We start from the raw sequence: 26,226 nt of genomic DNA on the forward strand, positions 1-26,226 counted from the left end.
CGCCCGGGCCTCCGCTCCGGCGGCGCGGGTCAGCGGCCGAGCAGGCGCGACAGGAAGCCGCCCCCGGACCTCGTGGACGGCTCGTCGTCGTGACCGGGGCACCACTGGCCCGCGGGGACAGCGCGGCGGACGTCGTCGACGTGCTGGCCGCAGCCGTTCCAGGTCGTCTTGCCGCACGTCGTGCAGGTCACGGGGTAACACACGGTGGGGGATCTCCTTCGGTGGTGCGGGGAGCCGCAGTCGCGGGTGCGCTGGGCGGGAGGGTCGGGACAGGCGCCGGCTCAGGCCAGCGTGAGGAAGAGCTTCTCCAGCTCCTCGGTGGTCAGGCCGTCCTCGCCGGAGCCGGCGTCCGGGTCGGCGAGGCACTCCTTCATCGCCGTCGAGATCACGGCGAAGCCGGCACGGTCCAGGGCGGCCGAGACGGCGGCGAGCTGGGTCACGACGTCGCGGCAGGAGCGCCCCTCCTCGACGGCCTCGATGACAGCGTTCAGCTGGCCGCGGGCGCGGCGCAGGCGGTTGGCGATGCGGCGCTGGGCGTCGCTGTCGGTGGTGAGCATCGGTCCTCCGTGTCGGGCGGGTGGCGGTGGGTCAGGCGTGGACGGGCACGACGAGCAGGTCCTCCGCCCGGTCGCCGAGGACGGCGCGCAGGGTGAGCGTCCCGCCGGAGAGCGAGGCGGAGTCGAGCCCCGCCTGAGCGAGCACCCGGTGGGCGATCGCCGACCGCACGCCGGACGCGCACAGGACGCGCACGGGCCGTCCGGCGGCGGCCTCCCGGACCTCGGCGAGCCGGCCGCGCAGCTCGGTGTGCGGGACGAGCAGCGCGCCGGGCAGGTGCCCGGTCGCGACCTCCTGCGGGGTGCGCACGTCGAGCACCAGCGCCTCGGCGAGGACCGCGTGCACGTCCTGCGCGTACCAGAGCCGCAGGGTGCCGTCGAGCACGTTGGAGCCGACCATCCCGGCGAGGTTGACCGCGTCCTTCGCCTGCCCGTACGGCGGGGCGTACGCGAGGTCGAGGTCGACGAGGTCGCCCACGGCCATGCGGGCGCGGAGCGCCGTGGCCAGCACGTCGACGCGCTTGTCGACGCCGTCGCGCCCCACGGCCTGGGCACCGAGCAGCAGCCCGTCGTCCGGGCGCACGTGCAGCACGAGGTGCACCTGACCGGCGCCGGGGAAGTACCCGGCGTGCTGGTGGGGGTGCAGGTGCAGCGTGCGGTAGGCGATCCCGGCGGCGTCGAGCGCCGCGCGGTTCGCGCCCGTCGTGGCCGCGGTCAGCTCGCCGACCCGCACGATCGCCGTGCCCAGCGGCGCCGGCAGGGGGCGGGCCGTGCGCGGGCGGACGACGTCGTCGGCGACCAGGCGGCCCGCGCGGTTGGCGGGGCCGGCCAGGGCCACCGGGCGCCTGAGGCCCGTGACGGCGTCGGCCTGCACGACCGCGTCGCCCACCGCCCACACGCCCGGGGCGGAGGTGCGGCCGTGCTCGTCGACGACGATCGCGCCGCGCTCGCACTCCAGCCCGGCGGCCTCGAACGTCTCCGTGTCCGGTCGGACACCCACGGACAGCACCACGACGTCGGCCGGCACCCGGGCGCCGTCGCCCAGCACGACGACGTCCTCGTCGGGCCCGCCCTCGACGGCCTCGGCGGCCACCCCCGTCCGCACGGCCACGCCGAGGCGGCGCAGCTCCTGGGTGACGGGGTGCGCGACCTCGTCCTCCAGCGGCGGCAGCACGTGCGGGCCGAGCTCGACGAGGGTGACCTCGAGACCGGCGGAGGCGAGCACCTCGGCGGCCTCGACGCCGATGAACCCGGCGCCGAGCACGACGGCGCGGCGCGCCCCGTCCTGCACCCGCTCCCGCAGCGTCCGGGCGTCGTCGACGGTGCGCAGCGTGCGCACCCGCGCGGAGCCGAGCCCGTCGATCGGCGGGCGCACGGCGCGCGCGCCCGGCGACAGCACGAGGGCGTCGTACCGCAGCTCGACGACGCCGTCGGCGGTGGTCGCGGTGACGACGCGCCGGTCGGTGTCCAGGGTGGTCACGTCGTGGCCGGTGCGGACGTCGAGGGCGAGGGACGCACGCAGGGACTCCGGGGTCTGCACGAGGAGCAGATCCGCGTCGGGGATCTCGCCGCCCACGTGGTACGGGAGGCCGCAGTTCGCGAACGAGACGTGCGCCCCGCGCTCGAGCACGACGATCTCGGCCGACTCGTCGAGGCGCCGGGCACGGGCGGCGAAGCTCATGCCGCCGGCCACTCCCCCGACGACGACGATCCGCCGGCGGGCGGGCGGGGCGACGGCGATCGGCGCGGTGCTGCTGTCGGTCATGGGTCGAGAATACCCCTGGGGGTATTGCGTGTGCCAATCCGCTGGTCAGCGCCGCGCGCGCCGCGCACCGACGTTCAGGCCTCCCCGTCGCGCTCCGCGTCCCGCGCGGACAACGGGGTCGCCACGTCCTCCAGGGAGCGCCGCTCGGCGCCGACGCCGAGGAACATCGCCACCACCCCGCCCGCGACCATCAGCGCGGCGCCGACGTAGTACCCCACCGCGATGCCGGAGATGTCCTGCGCCTGGCTCGCCGACTCGATCAGCCGCCCGAACAGCAGCGGCCCGGTGATGCCGCCGACGGCGGTGCCGATCGCGTAGAAGAACGCGATGCACAGCGCCCGGGTCTCCATCGGGAAGACCTCGCTCGCCGTGAGGTACGCGGAGCTCGCCCCCGCCGACGCGACGAAGAAGACCGCCATCCCGAAGAACGTCAGCGTCCACGCCGTGAGGCCGCCGAGCATCAGGCCCGCGACGGCGAGCAGGACCCCGGAGACGATGTACGTCCCGGAGATCATCCGCACCCGCCCCACCTTGTCGAAGAAGGGGCCGAGGACGAGCGCCCCGAGGAAGTTGCTCACCGCGAAGAGCGCGATGTACGCGCCGGTCTGCCCCACCCCGAGGAACGTCTGCAGCGTGTCGCCGAACGTGAAGAAGAACGCGTTGTAGAGGAACGCCTGCCCCACGAACAGCGCGAGGCACAGCACCGTGCGCCGCGGGTACTCGGCGAACACGGTGCGCGCGACCCGCGCGAGGCTCACCGTGTGCCGCTGCTTGACCGTGAGCGAGCCCTCGGGCTCCGCCAGCTCCACGCCGTCCTCCTCGGCCACCCGCCGCTCGATGTCGGACACGATCCGCTCGCTGTCCCGCTCGCGCCCGTGGATGAACAGCCACCGCGGGCTCTCCGGCACGTTGCGCCGGACGAACAGGACGCACAGCCCGAGCACGGCCCCGAGCGCGAAGCACAGGCGCCACCCGAGCCAGGCCGGGATCAGCTCGGGGTTCAGCAGCGGGATGGTCAGCAGGGCGCCGCCCGCGGCGCCGAGCCAGTACGACCCGTTGATGGCGATGTCGATCCGGCCGCGGTACTTCGCGGGGATCAGCTCGTCGATCGCCGAGTTCACCGCCGCGTACTCGCCCCCGATGCCCAGCCCGGTGACGAACCGCATCGCGAAGTAGTACAGCGGGTTCATCGAGAACGCCGTGAGCACGGTGCCCGTGAGGTACACGAGCAGCGTGAGGATGAACAGCCGCTTGCGGCCGAACCGGTCGGTGAGCTGGCCGAACACGAGGGCCCCGAGGCACGAGCCCGTGACGTAGACGGCGCCCGCCAGCCCGATGTCCGCGCTGGTCAGGCCGAGGCCGGTGTCGCCCTTGAGCGCGTCGGACAGGTTGCCGACGATCGTCACCTCGAGGCCGTCGAGGATCCACACCGTGCCCAGCCCGACGACGATCATCCAGTGCCACCGCGCCCACGGGAGCCGGTCGAGCCGGGCGGGGATGTCGGTGGTGATGGTCCGCAGCGTCGTCGCGCCGCCCTGGGTGGAAGGCATGCTCCGTCGTACGCCGCCCCCGGGATGCACGCACGACGACGGCTCATGCTTTGGTCCACGTGGTTGCTCACCCGAACGGACCACGGGTCCAGCGCGCCCGCACGTGAGGAGACCGACCACCGTGGGCATCGCCGCCGCGGCCCGGAACGTCTCGACGTCCGACGCGAAGGGCAAGGTCGCCGTCACCGGCCTCGGCACGCCGAACCAGATGCGGGAGTACGTCGAGGACGGCACGGTCACCGAGTTCGCGCTCTGGAACCCGGAGGACCTCGGCTACCTCGCCGCGTTCGCCGCCGACGCCATGGTCGAGGGCACCATCACCGGGGCCGAGGGCGACTCCTTCACCGCGGGCAAGCTCGGCGACTTCACCGTCGACGCCGACGCGACCGTGCTGCTCGGCGACCCTACCGCTTCACCAAGGACAACAGCGACGACTTCGACTTCTGACACCCGCCACCGAGGACGGTCCGCCCACGCCCGGTAGGTTGGCGGCGTGGACGGACCGGGCGGGGCAGACGACGACGCGGCGCCCCGGCGCGGCTACGCGAAGGGCGCGGCGCGCCGGGCGCAGATCCTGGACCAGGTGCTGCGGATGGTCGCGGAGCACGGGGTGGACGCGTCCTCGCTCCGGTCGGTGGCCGACGCCGTCGGCGTCTCGCACGCCACGCTGCGGCACTACTTCCCCTCGCGCGACGACCTGCTCGTGGCCGTCTACCACGAGCACGAGGTCCAGCGGGGCGACGCCGGCGGCCCGCCCACGTCGGCGGTCGGCGGGATGCGCGAGAGCGCCGTCCTCAACCGCGAGGTGCCCGGGCTCGTCCAGCTCTACACGACGCTCGCGGGCGACGCCGCGAGCGAGGGCCACCCGGTGACCCGCGAGTTCTTCCGCGAGCGCTTCGCGCGCCTGCGGGCCGAGCTGTCCGACCGGGTCCGCGCCGACCAGGAGGCGGGGCGCATCGACCCCGCCGTCGACGCCGGCGACCTCGCCGCGCTGGCGATCGCCGCATCCGACGGGATCCAGGTGCAGTGGCTGCTGGACCCCGACGCCGTGGACGGCGCGCGCGTGCTCGAGCTCCTCGAGCGGCTGGTGCCGCCGCCTCCTCCCGCGTCCTGACATGACGAGGGGCCGGGTCCGCAGGACCCGGCCCCTCGTCGCGGGTGGCGTCAGAAGGTCGACGCCGCCGGGTCGAAGTCCTCCGTCAGCGGCGGCGGCGCGTCGACCGTGGACGCGACGTCGACCGCCGTCCCGGACTCCGCGGCGTCGCGGATCGCGAGGAGCACGTCGAGCACGTGCAGCGCGACCGCGCCGGAGGCCCGCTCGGGGCGCCCCTCACGGATCGCGCGCGCCAGCTCGACGACGCCGGTGCCGCGGCCCCAGGTGGAGCCGGTCGCGGCGACCGTCTCGGGCTCCTCCTGCCCGTACCGCCACAGGGTCGAGTCGCCGTCGAACACGTTCGGGTCGGGCAGCACGATGGTGCCCGTCGTGCCGTTGATCTCGACGAACCCGGCGCGCGGCAGCGCGTGCTGGAACGAGAACGTCGACTGGGCCGACTGCCCGCCCCGGAACTGGATCAGCGCCGCGTGGTGGGTCGGCACCTCCACGGGGAAGGTCGCCCCGGCGCGCGGGCCGGACGCGATCGTGCGCTTCTCGAGCGACTTCGACGACACGGCCTGCACGCGGGCCGCCGCACCGAGGGCGTGCACGAGGGTCGTGACGTAGTACGGCCCCATGTCGAACAGCGGCCCGGCACCCGTCGCGTAGAGGAAGTCGGGGTCCGGGTGCCACGCCTCCGGGCCGGGGACGTGGAACATCGTCGTCGCCGTCAGCGGCTCGCCGATGTCCCCGCGGGCGATGGCCCGCAGCGCGGACTGGATGCCCGCGCCGAGGACGGTGTCCGGGGCGCACGCGACACGCAGCCCCTTCGCCTCGGCGGCCGCCAGCAGCGCGGCGGCCGACGCGTGGTCGGTCGCGATCGGCTTCTCGCTCCACACGTGCTTGCCGGCCGCGACGATCTGGTGCCCGACCTCGGCGTGCACCGCCGGGATGGTCAGGTTGACGACGATCTCGATGTCGTCGCGGGCCAGCAGCTCCTCCACCGTGCCCGACGACGCGACGCCGTAGGCCTCGGCCTGCGCGCGAGCCCGGTCGAGCAGCACGTCGGCCACCATCCGGACCTCGACGTCGGCGAACTGCGTGAGGTTCTCGAGGTACTGCGTCGAGATGTTCCCGGCACCGACGATGCCGACGCCCACGCGGCTCACTTGTCGTTCTCCTGCAGCCAGGCGAGGGACGCGGCGACGCCCTCGAAGACGTCGCCCGCGTAGGAGTCGAACTCCACGACCCGGATGGCCTGCGGCGCGGCGGCGAGGATCGCCGGCACGTCGACGTCGCCCTGGCCGGCGGGGACCTGGTTCTCGTAGGCGGCCTTGAGCGCCGGCGGCACCTCGAGCGCGCTCTCGCTGGAGGGCAGCACGGTCGCGATGTCGCCGGACACCTCGCCGTCCTTGACGTGGATCGCGACGACGCGGTCGCCGAGCGTCTTGAGCACGGCCGGGGCGTCGGCGCCGCCGACGGTGGCCCAGAACGTGTCGACCTCGAGCACGGCCTCCGGGTCGAGCTGCTCGGCGAAGATCTCGAAGACCGGCCGGCCGTCGACCTTGTTCGTGAACTCCCACTGGTGGTTGTGGTAGCCGAAGCGCAGGCCGTGGCCGGCCGCCCGGACGGTCAGCTCGTTGACGCGGTCGGCGAGCTTCTTCGCGTCGTCCGCCGTCTGCCACCGCTCGGTCGGGACGAACGGGTCGATGACGATGCCGATGCCGAGGCGGGCGGCGGCCTCGAAGACGACGTCGGGCTCGGCGACGTCGATGACGGCGGCGTGGCCGGACGGCGCGGCGAGCCCCGTGGCGGCGAAGGCGCGCTCGAAGTCGGCGACGCGCTCGACGAACGCGTACGGCTCGACGTTCTCGTACCCGATCTCGCGGACGCGCGTGACGGCGGCGTCCAGGTCGGCGGCGATGGCATCCCGCAGCGAGTACAGCTGCACGGACGTGATGGGCATCTGGGGGCTCCTTCGCGTGGTCTGCGGTCCGACTTCCGTCGATGCCCGTACAGAAGTACGCCGCACCGCGCCGGAAGCCGTGGACGAGCCTACCCCCAAAACCTCACAGTGGAAGGTTTCTCTCCCGATCTCTGTGCCGATGAGTTCTCCCGACCGACCCGGTCTCCCCCGTGAGCCGGCCGACCGTCCAGCGCCGGACGACCTCCGGAGGACACCATGGGACTCATCCACCTCGAGCTGTTCGCCACCCTCGACCTGGTTGCCCAGGCCCCGGGCGGCCCCGACGAGGACCCGCAGGGCTTCCCGTTCGGAGGCTGGCAGGCCCCGCTCATCGACGAGGTCGCCGGCGAGCAGATCGACGCCGCCTACGGCGAGGGGACGGACGCCCTCCTCCTGGGCCGGCGGACCTACGACATCTTCGCGGGCTTCTGGCCGCACCAGAGCGGCGACGGCCAGGACGGCGACATCGCGACCCTCTTCAACAGCATCCCGAAGTACGTCGCCTCTCGCGGCAACCCCGACCTCTCCTGGGCCGGCTCCACCCAGCTCGGCCCGGACCTGCCCCCCGCCGTGCGGGAGATCCGCGACCGGCACGAGCACGTCCGCGTCGTCGGGAGCCTCGATCTCGTGCAGACGCTCCTGCACGAGAAGCTGTTCGACCGCATCGACCTCTGGGTCCACCCCATCGTCCTGGGGGTCGGCAAGAAGGTCTTCGACGGCGGGGAGGTGCCGACAAACCTCCGGCTCCTCGAACCTCCCGTCGCCGGTCCCAGCGGCACCGTGTACCTCCACTACGGCCTCGCCGACGGCGTGCCCGCGACCGGCGACATGGCGGCACCCGACCGCGGCGCCTGACGACCGCCGTCCTCGCCGGTCTCAGTCCTGCGGCGGGCGCCGCATCCGCTTGACGCCCGCGCGACGCTTCTTCGCGTCGATGCGCCGCTGGGCCGACCCCCGGGTCGGGCGCGTCGGGCGCCGGCTCGGCCCGGGCGGCGCGAGCGCGTCGGCGACGAGCGCGGCCAGCCGGGTCCGGGCGGCGTCGCGGTTGCGCAGCTGCGCGCGGTGCTCGGACGCCACGACGGTCAGCACGCCGTCGGGCGCCCGCCGTCCGAGCCGCTCGAGGATCCGTGCGCGCTGCGTCTCGGTGAGGACCCGCGACGCCGTGACGTCCCACGACAGCTCGACGCGCGAGTCGGTCGTGTTCACGCCCTGACCCCCCGGCCCCGAGGAGCGCGAGAAGCGCCAGGACAGCTCCGCCTCGGGAAGGACGAGAGCTGGCGTCACGCGCAGGCCGCTTCGGGCGTCGTCGGGCATCCGACCATCATGCCCGGCACGCGTCCGCAGGGCGTCGCCAGTCACGTCGCCGCGGTGCGCCGACCGGTCCTCACCCCGCTCGCACGCGGGTCGGGTCGCGCTACGCCAGGACCAGGTCCGTGCCGTCGGCCGGATGGTCGGCCAGCGCGACGCTGCGGATCGCCGGGTCGTCGTAGGTGTTCCAGTAGTACGTCGAGGTCTGGGAGGAGAAGAGCCCCGTGTAGATCGTGATCTCGAACTCGCCCGAGCCCATCGCGGCGCAGCCGTCGACCATCGCCACCTGCTGCAGGGTGTGGAAGGCGCGGCTGACGTTCTCCGTCTCGCTCTCCCTGGAGGGGTAGTGCGCGTTGACGTACGCCGCGCGGACGAACCGGGACGGCGAGTAGTAGTCGCCGGGGATCCCGCGCATGTGCGAACCCGACCCGAACGGGCTGAGGACCGCCCTGCCCAGCGCGACGTCCTGAGGGAACTCCGGCGAGGTGTTGAGGTAGTTGCGCAGGTTCTCGTGGTGCCAGGCGAACCCGGGCTGGTTCGTCAGCACGTCGACGTCGTCGTCGAACACGTGCATGCCGTCGCTCGTGTGCTCCACCACGATCGCCCGCGTGCCGTCGCCGACGATCCAGTGGAGCAGCGAGCTGGGGTACCTGTCGTTGATCGGCCGGTCGACGATCACCACGTCCGCGAGCGCGGCCTCGACCTCGTCCACGCTCGCGAACTGCGAGCACACCCACAGGGGGAACTCGAACGCGGCGACGTTGACGGCGCCGTCCACCGGGGCGGGGGCGTAGGCCGCGTATCCCGGGAAGTTGAGCCCCGCGACCGCCAGCCCCACGTCGTTCCCGCAGTCGAAGTAGAGCGGTGTCGACTCTTCCACGATGCCCATGCCGATGGTGGCGTGCTTGATGTCGGGGACCGCACCGAACGGTGAGCTCGGCGCGAAACCCGTGGGCGTCATCACCACCTGCTGCCCGTAGCCCTCGTCCAGTCGAGGTTCCGCGCCAGGTAGACGCTGCCGTGTCCGTCGGAGAACCGGATTCCCGTGCACATGTCGTGTTTCCCATCGTCGTGCCGATGCGACGTGCCTGAGGCGTGCTCGCCCATGCCGTGTCCCGCCCCGTCTCGTGGCCATCGTGACCCGCAGCGGACATGCGCGCCCGTGGGGCGATGTTCGGGCCGAAGACGCGTCCGTCCGGTGGCGGCGTCAGGACACGTCGGCAGCAGGTCCGGCGGAAGCGAGTGTCGGCAGCCTGTACCGGGCGTACGAGCCCACGTGGATCGCGTGCAGCCCGCCCACGACGGCGGCGGGTATCAGGTACTGCCGCAGCTCGCCGTCGATGACGAAGAAATCGTCGATCTCGTCCGGGTCGTACGTACGCCGTTCGCCACGAGAGGTCGAGAGGTAGACCTTCCAGGTCGCGCCGGCGCGCGTGGTCGTCGTCTTCACCTGGACCCGGCGCGTGCCGGACCGGGTCGACACGAGCAGGTCGTAGCGAGCAGGTTCGAGCGGCCACGAGACATCGGCGCCGCACAGGGTGAACCACGCTGCGGCGAGGAGCGGCCCCGCACGGTCGAGGCGAGCGATATCGGGCCGCGGAGCACCCGTCACATCGACGTCCGACGTCGTGAGGTGGTCGGTATCCAGGCCGAGCCGCGCGGCGTGCCCCTTCGCCGTGACGATCCCGGACCCACCCCTGAGACCCAGTCGAACGGCGACATCCGTCCACGTGGTCGCCTCGCGGACCGCCGTCATCAGTTCGCCCTCGGTCCACCCGCGCTGCCCGGTGAAGTGGCGGTAGTCGAGGCCGAGCGCGTCCGCGCGCCCCCGCACCGATCTCATCGACCCCGCCGACGTGCCCGACATCCCGAGCTCTCGAAGGGTCCCGCGCCATGACCGCGCGCTCGCGACGGCCTCGGCGAGCTGCTCGTCGGTGTACCGGCGTTGCCGTCCCATGGGAGGACCGTAGGGCGCGGGACCGACGGGACCGCAGGGCCGACCGACGCGAACGACGAGAGGCTCGGACCACCTCCGGTCCGAGCCTCTCGTTCGCGTGCTGGTCGGGCTGACAGGATTTGAACCTGCGACCCCCTGGTGGAGATTCCGTTGAAGCGTCTGTCCTTCTGACCTGCAGGAAATCGCCCTGACCTGCATCGATGGTTCTTTGCGGATGCTCTCGTGGTGGTCGCTGATAGGCGTCCATGGGACTTGGTTGTCGCTGTTCTTGGACACTTTTTGGACACCGCAGCCGGAGGCGGCCTGCCACGCAGCGATCCGCGATCCAACCCCCTTCGGCCGCCCCGCTGGACCCCCGCATGACAACGCGAGGGATGGCCTCGGAGCCTGCGCGGGAGGGGACGGTGAGCATGCCTGGGATGCTAGCGACTGGCTCCGGGTGAGTCGCATCCTGCTGCTGGCGTCGGCGAGGATCACCCGACGCCACGTCCGTCCACGTGTCGTCGTGGCGTGCCGGCGGACGTTCAAGCACCCACTTTTCGTGAGGTGCTCCGGTGCCCGCCCGTCTGTGGGTGCTGCCGGCGCGGTCCTTGTGGCGGCCCCGATGTCAGGGCCGGTGCTGTACTCGTGTCACCGCGCGTGACGCGGCCGAGTGGAGGAAGTGGTCTGGATGGGCATGTCATCGAAGCTCTCCAAGTCCGCGCTGTCCAAGGCAGGCAAGACGCTTGCGAGCGACGGCTCTAGCAAGTCCACCAAGTCGAGGGCAGGTTCGATGCCGGGCAAGGGGTGAACGTCAGGCGGCCCTCGCCGACAGTGTAGTTCGGGCTGGCTGACCGTCTGAGGGGACGTTCACGCGCCTGCTCCAACCGCCACCGACGGTGCGCGCTGGCCCGTGACGACGATGCCAGTACCCGGCGGGGCTGGGGGGCGCGCGTGTCCGCGCTATCGCACCACCACCGCCAGTGGCGTCAGGGTGCCGCGGTACCAAGATGCACTCGAATCGGTCATGCCGACGTTGAGTGATCTAGTGCCTCGGGCGCCTCGGATACCCGTACCCCGCCGGGCGCGCGCTCTTGTTTGCACCTCGGACAGAAGAGATGCGGGTGGACCATCGCGGACCATGCCGTGCGGCACCGCCGGCATCCTTAACGCGGACCCGGCTCGCTCGCCTGGAAGCGCTGGCCCGGGTGAAATTCGCCGGTCGGCCACCTGGCAGCACGCCGAGGACGCCGCTGTGTCGGTGATTGTCCGTACGGTTCCTGTGTGGTCGCCGCGCGGACGCGGTCAGCCGAACCGTTGCGGAGGCGGTAGTGAGTGACGTCGTGGGGCAGTACGCCCGGGTGCGCGCAGCGTTCGACCAGCCCACCCTCACACTCCTCAACCGGCCCGGCGCCCCGGTGGCCGTCACGCTCTTGCGCACGTGCTTCTCACGCGAAGTCACCTCAATCGATACCGCCCGAATGCACCAGCTCATCTCTAACCACCTGATCGACCTGCGCGGCGCCGGTGCGACCCAGGTGCCCGACCTCGACGGTCGTGAACTGTGCATGCGGTGGGTCAAGGGAGAGTGGCTCTACCGCGACAACGCCGATGGCGGTGGGCAGGTCTACACCCTCACGTCGCACGCCCAGACCGCCCTCGCGCTCGTCGACAGCCTTGAGCACGATCGACCCACGCTCTCTGAGCACCGCATCGCCACGATTGTCGACACGGTGCGCCGATTCAACGCGTCTGCAAACCCATCACGCGAGGCTCGTGTGCTGATTTTGGACGATCGGATCAACGAGCTCGTCGCTGAGAGGGACCGGCTCGAGGCCGGAGGGGAACTCGCCCCCGTCACCGAGGACTACATGGTCCAAGGGTTCATCCACCTGCTCTCCCTCGTCGCAGCACTCCCCTCGGACTTCGCGCGGGTTACCGAACGATTCGAGGTCATCCGCAAGCAGATCCTGGACGACTTCCGCTCTGAGGAGCACGCCGCCGGCGCAGTTGTCGACGCGTACCTGCGCCGCGCGGACGAGTTGACCACGACCACAGCCGAGGGACGCGCATTCGAAGGCGCTTTCACACTCCTGCGTAACGACGCGCTCCTCCTCCAGCTACGTGAGGACCTCAACGCCCTGCTGTCCCACCCGCACGCCGACGCGCTCGATGATATGGAGAAGCGGGAGCTGCGCTCCACGGTCGCGGTCGTTCGCCGTGGCCTCGAGGACGTACTGACCCAGCGCTCCCGTGCGACCAAAGCGATCAAGGACTACATCACCACCCACGACGTCGTGCGCGACCGGCAGCTTGACTCGACCCTGCGCGCCTTGGACGCCGAGTTCGGGCCGTGGCTGGCGCGCACCGGTGTCCGCCACCGCGTCCCTGTCGAGCTGCTTCCCGAGCCCCTCGATATCGACTACCTCCCCCGAAAGTTCCACGACCCCGACGGCGCCGCTCCCCCAGCCCCACTGTCCGATCCCGCCGACGACGATGACGACGCCTCCGAGGAGTCCCTGGCCGACATGATCGCCTGGGGCGGACCGTCCCTCGACGCGCTCGCCGAGGCTCTCGCAACTGGCTACGGCGACAGCGTGGGCGAACTGTTCAACGCACTCGACCCGTCCCTGCGACGCCCGGTCGACGTCCTGGGGATCCTGCACCTGGCGGACTCCACGTTCGAGACCGACCCGGACGGCGCAGACCTCGAAGGGTTCGAAGCCGTGCGCCCCGACGGAACCATGCGCCGGTTCGCCACCGCGAGAACCGCCCTACCGACCTCACCCGACCAGGAGGCCACGCAGTGAGCACGATCGACGACCTCCCGGGTGACGTGAGCCCGTTTGAGACCGAGGACGTGCCGGGTATCGATACGGACGACCCGCGCGTAGGTGCCTGGGACGACCCCGACCTTGACGCGACCAGCAGCCACGCCGAGTTCGACGGCGACGTCGGCGGCCTAGATCCGGTCACCCGACGGGCCATGGTGCTGCTGATGAAGAACAGGTTCATCACCGCTCGCTCCCACCGCGCGGAGTTCGAGGCGCTGGTCAAGAACACCCACATGGTTCGCGCACGCCTCAACGACATGTACCTGACACTCGAGCTCGACCACGATCTCCAGGTCGCGTACAAGCGGCAGGTCGTCTCCGAGACGTCCGAGCGGTATCCCACTCTGCTGTACGCGACGTCATGGCCGCGCGAAGAGACGATCCTGCTGGTCCACCTGCGCACTCTCGTGCGTGCCAGCCGCGCTGCCGGGCGCCCCCGCACGTTCGTCGACCGGGCGGAGCTCCTCGACCGGCTCGCGGAGATCTCCACCGACACCGATCGGTCCGACACCACGAGGCGCGCCAACCGTGCCGTCGAGGCGCTCGTGTCCGCCGGAGTCCTCCTCGGGCGGATGGACGCCGACTCCTTCGAAATCGACCCCGCTGTCGAGGCGCTCCTCAACCAGCGTGTCCTCGAGCAGCTCCTGACCTGGATCCGCGCCCACGGTGCGCCCGAAGCCGCCCCAATTGGCGGAGGGCCCGGCAACGGAGCCGACCACGACCATCCGAGCACCGACAACTCCACCGACACGCGTGCCCCCGCCTGGGACCAGGAGCAGCAGCGATGACGACATTCGACGACCCGGTCCTCGACCTGGCCTTGCCAGCCAACGGCCCGCGCGACGCAGCGACCACACCGGTGGGCGAGGCACTCTTCTCCATCCCTGGAGGCACCGAGGGCACCACGCAGTGGAAGGTCCACGAGATCCAGCTGATCAACTGGGGCGGGTTCGACGGACCGACCACCATCACGTTCGACGAGATCTCCACGCTCTTGTCCGGTGCGTCCGGGTCCGGAAAGTCGACCCTTCTGGACGCGTACACCGTCGCGATGATGCCGACCGGCACGGCACTCAACGGAGCGTCGAACGCCGCGATCGGACGAGCGCGCGGACATGACCAACGCAACGTGGTCAGCTACGTGCGCGGGCAGACCGACGAGACCACAGATGATGACGGCGTCTCGCGCGAGCACGTGCTGCGCGGCGGAAAATCCGCCGCCTGGGGTGGCGTCGCGGTCGAGTTCGTCGACGACCACGGCAAGACATTCACGCTCGCCCGCCTGTGGTACGTGCCGCCGACCGCTCGCCTTGACGGTGAAACCACGATGCGTCTGCTCACCTGCGACGGACATCTGAACCTGCGCGACGCGCAGACGCTGGCCGAAGAGGTCTTCCCACCGCGCAAGCTGCGCGCCCTGTTCCCCGGCATCACCTACCACGAGACGTACGACTCGTTCGCGGCGCGGCTGCACACCCGGCTCGGGATTGGTGCGAACAACGACGGTTACAAGGCGCTGAACCTGCTCTACCGGGTCCAGTCCTCCATCCAGTTCCGTACCGTCGACGAGCTCTACAAGGAGACCGTCCTCGAGCAGCCCGTGACGTTCGTTCAAGCGGAGAAGGCTCTCGAGGACTTCGGGCACCTCGCCGACGCTTACCGCAAGATGACCGACGAGGCCCGCAAGGAGTCGATCCTCCAGCGCATCCCCGAGCAGTGGGCGACACTCACGGACGCCCGGACCGCCATCGCGACCCTGGACGAGCTCGGGCTGACGACATCCGGGGTGACCCCGCTAGTGGTGTGGGAGACGAACCGCGAGGCCGACCTGCTCGAGATCGCCGAGGCTGACGCGTTTAGCCGCCGCAAGGTGGCCATCGAGGCCGAGCAGACGGCCGGGGCCGTCCTGAAAGAGGCCGGGGTGCGTGAGGACGAAGCCCGCGAGGAGTACAACCAGGCCGGCGGGAGCGAGGTCGCGATGCTCGACGTCGCGATCCGGCAGGCCGAGCTCGATGCCACCAACCGCGGAACCGTCCTGGCACAGCTGACCAAGGATGTTGCCGTGCTTATTGATCGCGACGGCATTGATCTTTCTGACCGTGCCCAGTTCGAGGCGCTCCGAGCTGAAGGGCGGGCCGCCGTCGAGAGCCTCACCGCCCGGCGCCGCGAGCTCGGCAATGCCATCACCGAGGCCGGCCTGGACGTGCGTGTCAAGGAGGGCGATCTCTCTGCCGCCAAGGTCGAGCTTGCGCGCCTCAAGGCGTCCAAGAGCCGCATTTCCGCCGATCTCGAGCACATGCGCGCCCAGGTGTGCGAGCTCGCCGGCCTACACATATCCGAGGCGCCGTTCCTCGCCGAGCTCGTCCAGGTGTCCGTCGCCGAGACGCGGTGGACGACCGCGATTGAGAAGGTCCTCGGGCCCGCCGGGTCGCGGATGATCGTTCCCGACGCGAAGCTCGACGCGTTTCAGGTGGCCGTCAACGACCTCCATCTGCGTGGTCGCGGCCTGCGCTTCGACGGTGCCGAGTCGAACCTTTCCGAGCCTGCACCCGCACCGGTGAACACGACCGCCGGCAAGCTCGATTTTGCACCCGGCCGCTACCGCGGGTGGGTCATGCGCAAGGTCGCGGAAGCTGCCAACAACGCCGTCTGCGTGGAGGACCCCGCGGACCTCGGAGGTGGCGGCTACCGCGTCACTTTGACCGGGCAGACCCGGTTCGGTCGCTCGGGGTCGCTCGGAGGTGGGCGAGAAGGGCGTCAGCTCGGCTTCTCGAATGAGGACCTGCGCGAGGAGACCGCTGCGCTTATCGCCAGGCTCACGGGCGAGCTGCACGACCTCGCGAAGATCAAGTCGGACCTCGAGGAACAGTTCGCCGCGCTCGACGACCGCGCCAGTGCGTACCGTACCTTTGCCAGCGCAGTATTCGAACTACTCGACGTGCGTGAAGCAGGCCAGCGCCTCACCGAGAAGGTTGCGGCGCGCCAGGCGCGTCTGGATGGCAACGACGTCCTCGCAGAGGCACAGGAAGCGCTCAACGCACGACACGCCGAGGCGATCGAGGCCGCCCGCGCGCACGGCGCCGCCCGTACCGCCGCCGCGGAGCTCGACGAGCTCTGGAACAAGGTCCTGAACCGGCGTGAGAAGGCCACAAGGATGCAGGACGCACACCTGCGTGACTACCCGGATTTGCTCGACGACGAGACCAACGCCTACCTCGACATGCAGTTCGCCGCCATGTGCGTCGGCGGCGACCCCAACGACCTGGACGCGTTCCCGCGCCGAGTCACCGCCATGCAAAAGAGCCTCGCTGAGGGAAGGGACAAGGCGGCCACGACGGTTGCCAAGATGACCACCGAGCTCGAGCGGACGTTCGACCAGTTCCTGACTCAATTCCCGTCGAACACGCTCACGGCGAGCCTTGGCGCCTACCACGACTTCGCGCAGATCCTCACCGACATCACCGTCATCGGCCTGCACGAACGCCGCCGTGCATGGCACGAGAAGCTCATGGAGTGGTCCGGGCAGCGGCTCTTCCTGTTGCACCAGGCCATGGACTCCGCCCTGGCGGACATCGACGACCGCCTCCACCCGATCAATGAGATCCTCGCGACCCTGCCGTTCGGGCCGACGAACGCACGCCTGAAGATGCGCGTCGACCGTGCCCACCGCGCCGACGTCATCACCTTCCGACGCAAGCTCAAGGAGCTTTCGTCCGTCGCGACCGCGGCGCTGCCCGAGCATCTGATGGAGACCAAGTTTCGTGAGCTCGAAGCGTTCATGGCGAAGCTGCGCGGCCCAAAGGACCCGTTGTACAACCCGAAGCTGTCCCAGCGTGACGACCTGCTCGACGTGCGCCGACACGTGACCGTCCGGGCCGAGCGCCGAGACAAGGACGGCAACCTCGAGGCGACATACAACTCGCTGGGGTCGAAGTCCGGCGGTGAGACCCAGGAGCTGATCGCCTTCATCGTCGGCGCCGCGTTGCGGTTCCGGCTCGGCGACGAGGACAAGGTCCGGCCCCGGTTCGCGCCCGTGTTCCTCGACGAGGGGTTCATCAAGGCCGACGCGCAGTTCGCGTCGCGTGCCGTGCAGGCCTGGACCGGCCTCGGGTTTCAGCTCATCGTCGGCGCGCCGATGGACAAGTTCGCCGCGCTCGAGCCGCACATGCACCGCTGCCTGCTGATCACGAAAAACCAGAGCACCAAGAAGTCGAAGATCCGCGCCATCACCGACACGGAACGAGGCGCCGTACGTGCAGGCGCGGCCAAGTGAGCACCAAGACACCCGCGGACGTCCTCGCGCTGCTCGAGAAGCGCCTGATCAAGGTGTGGGCGCGCGCAGCGGTTGGCGTCGACCACCAGTGGGGGGCCCGCATCCCGCTCGGCGCGCTCACCTCGACCGAACTCGCCCGCGACCTCGCCACACACGCGAAGTGGGCGCGCGACTGGGTCGCCTGGGCGGGCGACCACGACGTCGAACTCGACGTACGCCACCAACGCGTTGACGGCACAGTCCAGCAGATTCCCAACGCCGTGACCATCCCCGACGCCGATGCTGCCGCGCGACTCGTCGGCGAGCCCTGGCCCCTACGCCTCGCGCGCGGCCGGGCACGAGCCCAGCGAGTCCGCGAGGAGCTTCCCGCCACCGAGATGGACCTCATCGTGCGCGTCGTGCGCGAGACCGACGCTTGGACCGACCTCGACGTCGGCCACCTCATCACCGCCGCGCACTGGTTCACGGGCAACGACGCGACCGGGAAGACACCCCGGCAGGTGGCCATTGGCGGCCTGCACGCCAAGTGGCTCAACACTTCCCAGCACCTCGTCGCGGGCCTCGCCGGTCGCGACACGCTTGGCCTGTCCGGGCCTCACCCGTCCGTCATCCACTTCGCCTACCTGGATCCGGACTACCTGAGCACCGGTGGGCGCCGGTACGACTCGTACGCCGTAGCCGACAACTGGTCCCTGCCCTATAGCCCGCGCATCGTCCTGATCTGCGAGAACAAGGACTGCGTTGTCACGTTCGGCGACGTCCCCGGCGCGATCGCCGTCGAAGGCAACGGCGCAGGTGCGGCGCCATTCGCGGCGACCCCGTGGATCCGCGACGCTCCCCTGGTCGTCTACTGGGGTGACATGGACGCGGACGGTCTCGCCATCCTCGGCCAGTTCCGCGCCGCGGGCATTGTGAACGCCTCGATGCTGATGGACCTCGCCACGTACGAGGCGTACCAGGCGGACGGCGGCACCCGGTACGACAAGAACGGCAAGGAGCTGACCGCCGGGACACCAAACCCGGGCCTGGACCTCACCGACAACGAGCGAGAACTGTACGAGATGCTGCTCGATCCCGAGTACACCGGGTACCGACGCCTCGAGCAGGAACACATTCCCGACGATGTCGCCCACCGTGCACTCCTGGCCGTTGCCGCAGGCTGACGCTCTTGGGCGGCAAGTCGCTGCCTGCTACGTCAACCCGCTCGACGAGGCCGCCCAGCCGCGTCTGCACGTGCGAGATCAGGCATGACCGCAACCACAAGACAACTAACTATCCACGTTGTGCAGCGGATAACGCCGGCCTCAACCTCGCTCCCCCACCAGCGCGTCGAGCGCGGCGGTGACGTCTGGGGTGTTTCTCAGTTCCTCGATGTAGTACTTCTCGGTCACGGCCGGGGCTGAGTGGCCGAGCACCTTGGACGCGTCGGACACCGAGAACCCGCCGTGCGCGATCGCCGTGCCCACCGTCGAGCGGAAGAGGTGCGGGTGAACCAGTGCGGGGTCCATCCCGTATGCCTCCAGAGCCTTGTTGAGGGACCGGCGCATGTTGCCCGGCTGGATCGGCTTGCCGCTGCGTGATGCGAACACGAAGGCCTGCGGGTCGGTGTTCTCCGGCCGGATCGACAACAGGGCCCTGATTGCGAAGCCGGGAAGGATGATGCGCCGCTGGCCCGACTTCGACTTCGTCTCCGGCTGGTAGACGACCTTGCCTTCGAGTTCGACCATCGTCGCCGCGACGGTGATGTAGGGCTGCCCTGCCAGGTGCGCGAAGTCGCCCCAACGCAGCGCCAACGCCTCCCCGATCCGGATCCCGCTGCCCAGCATGACGTCCACGCACACGGGTAACTTGCCGTCCGGCCGCGGGCCCAGGTGCTGCTTGCCATCGTTGCGCCACAGTCGAACAGCCTCCCGGACCTCCCGGACCTCCCCCACCGACAAGGCCTGAGGCTTCCTCTGGTTGGGGATGGCGGGCTTGCGGGTCTTGCGGGCCGCGTTGTCGTGGACCACATCCATGCGCACGCACATGTCCAAGACCTGGCAGACCGTCTCACGGAACAACTGCGCCTTGCGATAATGGCCCTCCGCGACAATCTCGTACACAGCGCCCTCGATGCGCGACACCGTCATCTCCCCAAGCCGGAGCCTCCCGAGCCGAGGGACAGCCTGCGCCCGCAAGATCCGCTCGTAACGAGCCACAGTCTGCGGACGGCGTCGCCCACCGTTCCGCACGTCAGTCTGGGCCTGTTCGAGCCACACGCGCGCAGCAGACATGAAGTACGACTCACGCGTCAGGTCACCGGCGACGACGCCATCAGACCGCGACGCGATCCTCTCCTTGAGCTTCCGATCGGCCAGCACCTCCGTGCGCGCGATGGCACGCACCCTGCGCGCGACACCATCGCTGTCTCGAACGTGTACCGAAGCCAACACGGTTCTGTTGGCGCGGTGGGTGAAGCTGATGTGGCCGTACTGCCCGACCTTCGTACTGGGCCTGCCCGTAGCCATGACCCTGTCCTTCCATCGTCCCGAGATCAGTTCGGCAGGGACGACCGCATCCTGCGTCTGGGGGTCAGTCGGCCCAGAACGCTTCATCGTCCTTGATGGACCCGCGAGCCGCGGGCCTGCGCGAAGGCTCGACCTTCTGCGTCGGCGCCTGCACTTGCGCCTCGAGCCAATCGTTCACATCAGAGGGCCGGAAGCGGATGTGCCTTCCAACCTTGAACGACCTGGGGCCCTCGCCATACTTGCGCCAGCGGTAGATCGTGTTCACCGGCACGACGAGGAAGTCAGCCAGGTCCTCGATGGACCACAGACGCTCGGGTGCCGCGGTGGTGGTGTTGGTAGCCATACCCCCAATGTGCGCCCGCCTCGTCACCTGATCCAGACCGCGGGCGTAACCTCCTCCGAGCATCTGCATTCGTCACTTTTGGCACCCAGCCAGTCGGCGCTCTGGGAGCCAACGGACGTTGGGTCTCCCCACGCGCGGGATGCAGCCCCCCCCCCCCCCCCCCCCTTCTCGTCCCTCCGACCGCGTCGTTGGCTCTGCAAGGCCCCTCAAGGGGACTGGAAACGACCCGCCCGATACGAATCGGCATGCACCCCAGCCCGCGCCCGCAGCGCGCCTGCAGCAACTGCCGGCTGATTGCCCGATGAGTCGTTCAGGGCGCCGTGGTCAACGCTCGAGCCCAAGAGTGCCGGACGTCGAACCGATCGCGAGAAGAGCATCGTGAAGTCGCCGGCCATACCGGCGCGTAGGCCGACCTGCGATCGGACACCGACCAGCCGCGTTGCACCCTCACGTCCAACCTGGCGCTTCTCCTCGCGTGAAGCTCCACCCATCGATGGTCTGAGCCGCAACCGGCACGGTCTGGAGCCACGCCAGATCCGACGGCGGACTGACGGGGTTGAGCCGGAAACCTTCGAGCTGGTTCCAGATCATGTCGGAGTAGGTCTTGTTTGGAATGAGGACGAATGCGACGTCCTCAGGTGTGAAGTTCCAGCTCCACGCCGACGTTAGCTCAGCGGGCCGAGGGAATCCGCCACTCACGCTCATGCGTCCACTCGCTCACCCCAGAAACACTACGAGGCAGCAGCACGTTCGCCCACGGGTCGTCCTCGCTGGCCCCTGGCCACCAGCGCACAACCCGTGATCGAAACGCTTCGGACAGCAGGTCGTTGTCGTGTACGGCGTCATACTCGTCGCCCCGCACATACAGCACTGGCCCACCGCCTGCATCGAACACCGCCTGCGCATGAAATGCGATCCCGACGCCGTCGAACTGATGGGTTAATCCCGCAAGTGCCCGGCGCGTCGTATGCGTGAAACAGACTACCGGCCAGTCACTCCCGAACACCGGCGCCGCGTGCAGTTGACGGAGCCAGAGAATCGACGCCAGCCGCTGAGCTGAGTTGATCGCGACGATGCCTGGAAGCACACCGTCAGTCTTCTTCCCCCATCTGCCCGTCATGTGCAAGACCACGTCGGGCAGGTCGACGTTCGAGCTCGGACGCAACGGGTTGACCTTCATACCAATGAACCGTACCGAGCCACGAAGTGACTATATGGGCCGCGCCGGTCCTTGGCTCGAGCGCAAGCGAAGCTTTAGGCCCTCAGACCGTCTTCCGGTGCCGCTCTTCGTACTGACGCGGATCCTCGATCCAGGTGCCGAGCCCCAGCAGCACATCCTCCTCGTGCGTCGTCGCCCGCTTAGCAGGCGATGTCCAACGCGTCGGGTCGAAGACCGCTCTATAGGCGGCTATCGTGCGGCGAACACTCAGAGGTAGCGGGACACCATATCCTTGCGAGAACCTCTCCTCGGTCGCCTCGGCTCGACGACCTGCTCGCACACGAGAGATCAGGACGCGCGCCCGAACCTTGCCTGGGCTGCCTGCCGCGTCACCCCGAGCGTCCTGCCAACCTCCGCCCACGAGCGCCCCTCCCGCCGCGCGCTCGCGACGGCATCCCGTAGCTCCCGCTCCGCGTCCTCGATGGCTCGCTGGGCGAGTCCGACTCGACGAAGCTCGTAAGGATCCTCGACGAGCGGAGGCTCGATGCTGGGGTCGTGATGGTCAACCTCGAGGCTGTCGAGCCAACCTTCCGCTTCCGCGACCTCGTCGTCAGACTGGCCCGCGTGCTCGCTCGCCATTGCCTGATGGACGAGATCCGCGAAGCGTCGCCTCTGCTCGTCGGTGACGGGGCCGCTGATCACGTCCCCCAGCAACCAGTCGGACGACAGGATCAAGACCGGGATCCCCTCGATGGTCTCGACTCGACCGGGTGCGGTGCAGACGAAGTCCATCGCCCGCACCGAGCGGGTGAAGGCCAGAGGCAAGGACAGGCGGTCAGACCAGTCCGAGCCCAGTCCCGCTACACGACGCGGATGGAAGGCTCGGAGGCGTTCGCGCGACTCGGCGGTGGTCACATGCCCGGCACCGCTTCGAGGGGCCGTCGCACTGGTCTTGATCGTGGGGGCCTTCGGCATAGTCATCACCCTCTCAGAGGTAGCGGTAGAACTTCGGTCGGAGTCGCATCGCGTGGATCACGCGAGGGTCATCGCCGTCACGGTCGACCACGACAAGTTCGAGCAGCTGTCCCGAGCGGTCGGCCCCAATGACAAGTTCCTTACTGGGGGCTCGGTGCTGCTGCGTCACGACACTCATGGGCACCTGGAGTCCCTGCCTGATCTGCTCGGGAGTGATCCCGTGCTTCAAGGCGGACTCTGCGATGCGCACATGTCAATCCTAGTTTGACGTTCCGCTCACGTCAAAACAGCCTTGACGCGAGCAGGGCAAGTCCAACCCGCACGCCGCTCCAGCGCACTGCTCTGCGCAGGGGGCATCCGGCGCTCGCCACACGCAGCGGATGATGCGGGGAGCACCAGCCCGAGCCTGGAAGCGACGCACGCCGTGGGCAGCTCCGCCAGCATGGACGACCCTGCGGCGCGTAAAGCGAGACGAGCCAGCTTGCCGACGCTGGGGCAAGCGCGCGCCGATATAGAACACATAGTGCCGTTCGGCTTCAGAGCTCCAGCACCGACTGAACGAACCACAGGGCAACGTGCTCACCTTGCCGCCGCGAGAAGACCCGCGCCAAACTACAGCCCGACGCAGGCCGGCGAGCAAAAACTCGCCGCAGCAGTATTCTCCGTTCGTGAGCGGTCACGGCACCTTCGAGCCACCGTCCAAAATCGCCTGCGCGCCTGACAATCCTTGTTTCTCGGGCGGCGTCAGAGACATTGCCGCCGGCGCGGTCGTCCGGTCGAACTCGAGGAAGTAACCCGCGTACTCGTCTGGCGTATTGACGGTGAGCCTGTACCGCCCATCACCGAGTGAGGTCACATCGACGAATTCCTTGGCCGAGAGGTCCCCACCGACCGGTGCGGAAAACTCCGCCTCCGATTCTTCGCCTTGAGCCCGCTGGATCCCCTGAGCGATGCCCTCGACCGCCGACCTGACGAGCAGCGCGAGGTCGCCACCGAGGTCCAGTTCGTAGGCACACCAGTGCGCGACAGCGTCGATGTCGCCCGGCCCTGCCTCGGCGGCGCGCCGGGCAATCTCCCGCCCCTTGTCACCGTCAATTCCAAGCACGTCTTCAAGGGTGCCCTGCGGATGAAGCCATACGCCTGCCTCACGCCAAATCTCACGCACCTTGGCGCCCTTCTTGGCCTCCGTGGAGGCGTCTGGTCCTGTGGCTGCGAGCCACGCCGCCCTGCCCCGGGGGTTCCCGTCGTAGCCGGCGCCCCGTGCCGCATTCACCAGGTCGCGGATCACCGCATGCGTGCGCGGAGGGTTCACGAACAGGGTCTCCCGGTAGGCAGCAATCACTTCCGGATTGTCGTCCATCTCAGCGTGCACGCCGGGCGAAAAGAGTGCGTCGAGGTCTGCGATCGCACGGACATCGAGGCCAAGACGACGGGCAATCCCGTGCCACATGGCGGTGTTGCCCGCTCCCCCGCACTCCACCAAATCGGTCTGCGCGACGACCTCGGGCGGGCAAAGTCGTTGCAGAGCCGCGGTCAGTGCAGCAACGTCGGTCGGTCCCTCCACGAGAACCGGACGCGGAGAGAACGCGAGCAAGCTCACAAGCGACGGGTTTTGCGCGAGAGACGAATCGGCCCTGTCCCTGTCAGCCGGTCGCACTGCTTCGCCAAACCGTGCGGGGCGTTCTCCGGGCCGAAATACCCAGATTGCGTCCAGGTCGGAACTGGTTTTCGGCCGGAGCAGCGATGGCTCATGGGTCACGACTACCGCGCGTCGCCCCCGCCTCGCGCACTCCTGCGACAGTTCTGAGAGCCACAGGCGTGCCATCGACGGATGTAGGTGGAGCTCGGGCTCATCGATGACCAGTACGTTCCAGTCATCCCGGTAGATCTCCACGAGGAGCAGAATTAGTTCACGGAGGCCGTGGCCTTCGTCTCGGAACAGGGAGTATTCCTTCCCGTTCAGCCGCACGTAGGGATCGAGGTATCCCGCGCTCTCCCGCAGCTCGATCGAGCGGCCCAGCGCCCGCCGGAGAAAGGCCATCACACGCAGTCGAACGTCGGGCCGGTCATGGAGAGCGTGCAGCCCTAGAACCGCTTCCCCGCCTCCGTACCTCCGCGCCGCGTTCTGAAAGTCTTGAAGTTCCTGTGCCCCGAGAGGTACCCCGCGAAACTGTCCGGGAAGGTGAGCGCCGGACCAGGCGGTGAAGCCCATGATCCCCGTGAGCCGGTCGGTCGAGACGAACCGTCCACCGCACTTCACCGCCACCTCACGGGCTGTCTTCGACTTGCCGCTGCCGTTGCGGCCTACGAAGAACTGGACCCCTTTCCAGGACGGTGGAAGGCTCAAATAGACCTCCGCATGATCCGGTCCTTCAGCCGCCGGGAAGACGTCCTGCCACCGCAGTGAGATGGGCTCCAAAGCTTCGACGTCCTCAGTCATGGGTAGATCATGGCCCATTGGCTACGCGCCGGCGTCGCGCACCCGGCACTCGTTCTCGTCGTCGCCGATGCGCTACGCAGGATCCCAGGGTGCCGGCGCTGGCGCGGTGAAACCGGACGGTTCTTGGCTAGAAGCAGTGCAAGTGGTGATTGGAGACCAGCCTGGCGACGACGGGCGCTCCGGCGTCGAAGCGAAGGTGACTTGATGGCCGTACAGCGCCATGCCGCGGCCGAGATCGGGCACCGTGCCCCGCGAGGTCGCCCGCGGTGGGATCATCCACCCGTGAGTCTTTTGGAATGGCTTGGCAAACGTCGTAGCCCGCGCCCCGCCAGTCCGCTGCCCGCCACGCGCGCGGAACCCTCACCACCAGCGCAGCGCCCAACACTCACCATCAGCCTGTCCGGGAGTCCGCTGGTCAAGCTTGCCGGGACGACCACCTTCTGCGCCGAGGCAGCGCAGGGACTCGTTCGCCGACGAGGCCTCACCGGGCAAGGGCTGCTCGAAGAGACAGCTCTCCTCGAACGCGAGCCGAGCAACGCCGCAGATCCGAACGCTGTCGCGGTCCTCGTGGAAGGCGAACGAATCGGCTACCTCCCCAGCGGCGTTGCTGGCTCCCTGCGGCTCGACGAGCGAACAGCGCAAGCGGCGCCGATGCAACTGGCGTACATCGTCGACGGCGAGACTGCTCGCGTCGAGGCGTGGGTTTGGCTCGGGAGCGATCTGTCTCCTCGGTGGCAGTACACCGCAGAGAACCTGCCTCCGCTGACACCGCAGGAGAAGCGCACCGGCGAGCTCCTCGTCCGGCGCGAGATGGTTGCCGAGGCTCTGGCGGGTGGCGGTGACCGCGCGAAGGCCTTCGAAGCAGGGATGGTCAGTGGCGTTCACTACCTGGAACTCGTTGAACCCATCAAGCAACTCAAGCGCGACGATCGGCTCGAGGAGGCCCTCGAACTCTGCTACGCAGCGATCCAGGGCGCCGAGGGCGATCGCGCTGGCTCGACGCCCGCACCTTGGTACACCGAGCAAGCGGCGATCATCCACCGCAAGCTTCGCCAACCAGACAAAGAAGCCGCAATACTAGAACGCTGGCTTGCGTTCGTTCCCGTCGAGCAACGCGCATCAACCCAGCTCGGGCAGCGCCTCGCCAAACTGAAGAACTAACGCCACACCTGGCAGAACCCGTACACGCGGCGACGACACGCTCAACCCCTCACCTCGGCACGCCTGCGCAGCGCCGCTACGGTGGCCCGCTCGAATGCGCCGTCACGTCATCAGGCAGTCGTTCCGGCGCCTCAAGCCCACGCACTCCCCCGGAGGATACGGGCTGGCCACGAACGCGAGGCGGCGCCTTCGTATCGACCAGCCACGGGAAGGCGCGCGTGGGACGCGACCGCACGCCGCAAGTTCCCTCGTTGCGCGCCTGTTCCTGGGACTGCTGCAGGGCTGGTTGACACTCCATCTGTGGGACGCCGTCCCGCTGGAAGGATGTCTCTGTGCCCAAGAAGTTCCCGCCTGAGTTCAAG

General features: G+C 69.3%; 22 protein-coding genes and 1 pseudogene. 8 read left to right on the plus strand and 15 right to left on the minus strand.

The window, feature by feature from the left end; all coding sequences use genetic code 11:
* Positions 1-29 precede the first annotated feature (29 nt).
* The 4 genes from ACH443_RS11810 to ACH443_RS11825 form a co-directional block, all read right to left on the minus strand.
* A complete protein-coding gene (locus ACH443_RS11810; protein ID WP_430556213.1) occupies positions 30-191 on the minus strand; it encodes a hypothetical protein in 162 nt (53 codons plus the stop codon).
* Between the two features lie 90 nt (positions 192-281).
* On the minus strand, positions 282-557 hold the full coding sequence (locus tag ACH443_RS11815) for a metal-sensitive transcriptional regulator (RefSeq protein ID WP_429763445.1): 276 nt from the start codon (positions 555-557) through the stop codon (positions 282-284).
* 31 nt (positions 558-588) lie between these two features.
* Positions 589-2,319 carry an FAD-dependent oxidoreductase gene (locus ACH443_RS11820; protein ID WP_430590403.1) on the minus strand — a complete coding sequence of 577 codons (1,731 nt, stop codon included), beginning with the start codon at positions 2,317-2,319 and terminating at the stop codon, positions 589-591.
* 74 nt (positions 2,320-2,393) lie between these two features.
* The gene (locus tag ACH443_RS11825) at positions 2,394-3,869 is read right to left on the minus strand and encodes an MFS transporter (protein WP_430556191.1); all 1,476 of its coding nucleotides are present in this window, start codon (positions 3,867-3,869) and stop codon (positions 2,394-2,396) included.
* Positions 3,870-3,978: 109 nt separating this feature from the next.
* Here ACH443_RS11825 and ACH443_RS11830 point away from each other — a divergent pair.
* Together ACH443_RS11830 and ACH443_RS11835 are read left to right on the plus strand one after the other, a co-directional pair.
* Positions 3,979-4,316: pseudogene (locus ACH443_RS11830) on the plus strand (substrate-binding domain-containing protein); the annotation flags it as partial.
* 46 nt (positions 4,317-4,362) lie between these two features.
* Positions 4,363-4,983 (plus strand): TetR/AcrR family transcriptional regulator, encoded by a 621-nt coding sequence (locus ACH443_RS11835; protein WP_429763442.1) that lies wholly within the window; start codon positions 4,363-4,365, stop codon positions 4,981-4,983.
* Between the two features lie 50 nt (positions 4,984-5,033).
* Here ACH443_RS11835 and ACH443_RS11840 read toward each other — a convergent pair whose 3' ends face one another.
* A complete protein-coding gene (locus ACH443_RS11840; protein ID WP_429763441.1) occupies positions 5,034-6,131 on the minus strand; it encodes a Gfo/Idh/MocA family protein in 1,098 nt (365 codons plus the stop codon).
* Positions 6,128-6,928, minus strand: coding sequence for a sugar phosphate isomerase/epimerase family protein (locus ACH443_RS11845; RefSeq protein ID WP_430590404.1), 801 nt, complete (start codon positions 6,926-6,928; stop codon positions 6,128-6,130). Before ACH443_RS11845 ends, ACH443_RS11840 begins: the two co-directional genes overlap by 4 nt.
* A 216-nt stretch (positions 6,929-7,144) precedes the next feature.
* Between ACH443_RS11845 and ACH443_RS11850 the strand changes: the two genes are divergently transcribed.
* The gene (locus ACH443_RS11850) at positions 7,145-7,783 is read left to right on the plus strand and encodes a dihydrofolate reductase family protein (protein WP_430590405.1); all 639 of its coding nucleotides are present in this window, start codon (positions 7,145-7,147) and stop codon (positions 7,781-7,783) included.
* Between the two features lie 21 nt (positions 7,784-7,804).
* Here ACH443_RS11850 and arfB read toward each other — a convergent pair whose 3' ends face one another.
* The 3 genes from arfB to ACH443_RS11865 form a co-directional block, all read right to left on the minus strand.
* Positions 7,805-8,242, minus strand: coding sequence for an alternative ribosome rescue aminoacyl-tRNA hydrolase ArfB (arfB, locus tag ACH443_RS11855; protein ID WP_430590406.1), 438 nt, complete (start codon positions 8,240-8,242; stop codon positions 7,805-7,807).
* Positions 8,243-8,342: 100 nt separating this feature from the next.
* Positions 8,343-9,371 carry a linear amide C-N hydrolase gene (locus ACH443_RS11860; protein ID WP_430590407.1) on the minus strand — a complete coding sequence of 343 codons (1,029 nt, stop codon included), beginning with the start codon at positions 9,369-9,371 and terminating at the stop codon, positions 8,343-8,345.
* A gap of 72 nt (positions 9,372-9,443) precedes the next feature.
* Positions 9,444-10,193 (minus strand): hypothetical protein, encoded by a 750-nt coding sequence (locus ACH443_RS11865; RefSeq protein ID WP_430590408.1) that lies wholly within the window; start codon positions 10,191-10,193, stop codon positions 9,444-9,446.
* 1,310 nt (positions 10,194-11,503) lie between these two features.
* Between ACH443_RS11865 and ACH443_RS11870 the strand changes: the two genes are divergently transcribed.
* The 4 genes from ACH443_RS11870 to ACH443_RS11885 are packed head-to-tail and all read left to right on the plus strand — an operon-like array spanning position 11,504 to position 18,442.
* Positions 11,504-12,982, plus strand: coding sequence for a DUF3375 family protein (locus ACH443_RS11870; RefSeq protein WP_430590409.1), 1,479 nt, complete (start codon positions 11,504-11,506; stop codon positions 12,980-12,982).
* Positions 12,979-13,794, plus strand: a complete 816-nt coding sequence (locus ACH443_RS11875) for a DUF4194 domain-containing protein (RefSeq protein ID WP_430590410.1) — start codon at positions 12,979-12,981, stop codon at positions 13,792-13,794. Before ACH443_RS11870 ends, ACH443_RS11875 begins: the two co-directional genes overlap by 4 nt.
* Positions 13,791-17,279 carry an ATP-binding protein gene (locus ACH443_RS11880; RefSeq protein WP_430590411.1) on the plus strand — a complete coding sequence of 1,163 codons (3,489 nt, stop codon included), beginning with the start codon at positions 13,791-13,793 and terminating at the stop codon, positions 17,277-17,279. Before ACH443_RS11875 ends, ACH443_RS11880 begins: the two co-directional genes overlap by 4 nt.
* A complete protein-coding gene (locus ACH443_RS11885; RefSeq protein ID WP_430590412.1) occupies positions 17,276-18,442 on the plus strand; it encodes a Wadjet anti-phage system protein JetD domain-containing protein in 1,167 nt (388 codons plus the stop codon). The genes ACH443_RS11880 and ACH443_RS11885 overlap by 4 nt, the downstream gene beginning before the upstream one ends.
* A 141-nt stretch (positions 18,443-18,583) precedes the next feature.
* Here ACH443_RS11885 and ACH443_RS11890 read toward each other — a convergent pair whose 3' ends face one another.
* The 6 genes from ACH443_RS11890 to ACH443_RS11915 form a co-directional block, all read right to left on the minus strand.
* Positions 18,584-19,786 (minus strand): tyrosine-type recombinase/integrase, encoded by a 1,203-nt coding sequence (locus ACH443_RS11890; RefSeq protein WP_430590413.1) that lies wholly within the window; start codon positions 19,784-19,786, stop codon positions 18,584-18,586.
* A 64-nt stretch (positions 19,787-19,850) separates the two neighbouring features.
* On the minus strand, positions 19,851-20,129 hold the full coding sequence (locus ACH443_RS11895) for a helix-turn-helix transcriptional regulator (protein ID WP_430590414.1): 279 nt from the start codon (positions 20,127-20,129) through the stop codon (positions 19,851-19,853).
* 670 nt (positions 20,130-20,799) lie between these two features.
* Positions 20,800-21,309, minus strand: coding sequence for a hypothetical protein (locus tag ACH443_RS11900; protein ID WP_430590415.1), 510 nt, complete (start codon positions 21,307-21,309; stop codon positions 20,800-20,802).
* A gap of 327 nt (positions 21,310-21,636) precedes the next feature.
* Positions 21,637-22,263, minus strand: coding sequence for a hypothetical protein (locus ACH443_RS11905; RefSeq protein ID WP_430590416.1), 627 nt, complete (start codon positions 22,261-22,263; stop codon positions 21,637-21,639).
* A gap of 13 nt (positions 22,264-22,276) precedes the next feature.
* Positions 22,277-22,513 (minus strand): hypothetical protein, encoded by a 237-nt coding sequence (locus ACH443_RS11910; RefSeq protein WP_430590417.1) that lies wholly within the window; start codon positions 22,511-22,513, stop codon positions 22,277-22,279.
* A gap of 426 nt (positions 22,514-22,939) precedes the next feature.
* Positions 22,940-24,703, minus strand: coding sequence for an ATP-dependent nuclease (locus ACH443_RS11915; protein ID WP_430590418.1), 1,764 nt, complete (start codon positions 24,701-24,703; stop codon positions 22,940-22,942).
* A gap of 282 nt (positions 24,704-24,985) precedes the next feature.
* Between ACH443_RS11915 and ACH443_RS11920 the strand changes: the two genes are divergently transcribed.
* The gene (locus tag ACH443_RS11920) at positions 24,986-25,864 is read left to right on the plus strand and encodes an HIRAN domain-containing protein (RefSeq protein ID WP_430590419.1); all 879 of its coding nucleotides are present in this window, start codon (positions 24,986-24,988) and stop codon (positions 25,862-25,864) included.
* Positions 25,865-26,226 lie beyond the last annotated feature (362 nt).

The sequence above is a fragment of the Isoptericola sp. NPDC019571 genome (assembly GCF_044389385.1).
Lineage (GTDB): Bacteria > Actinomycetota > Actinomycetes > Actinomycetales > Cellulomonadaceae > Isoptericola > Isoptericola nanjingensis.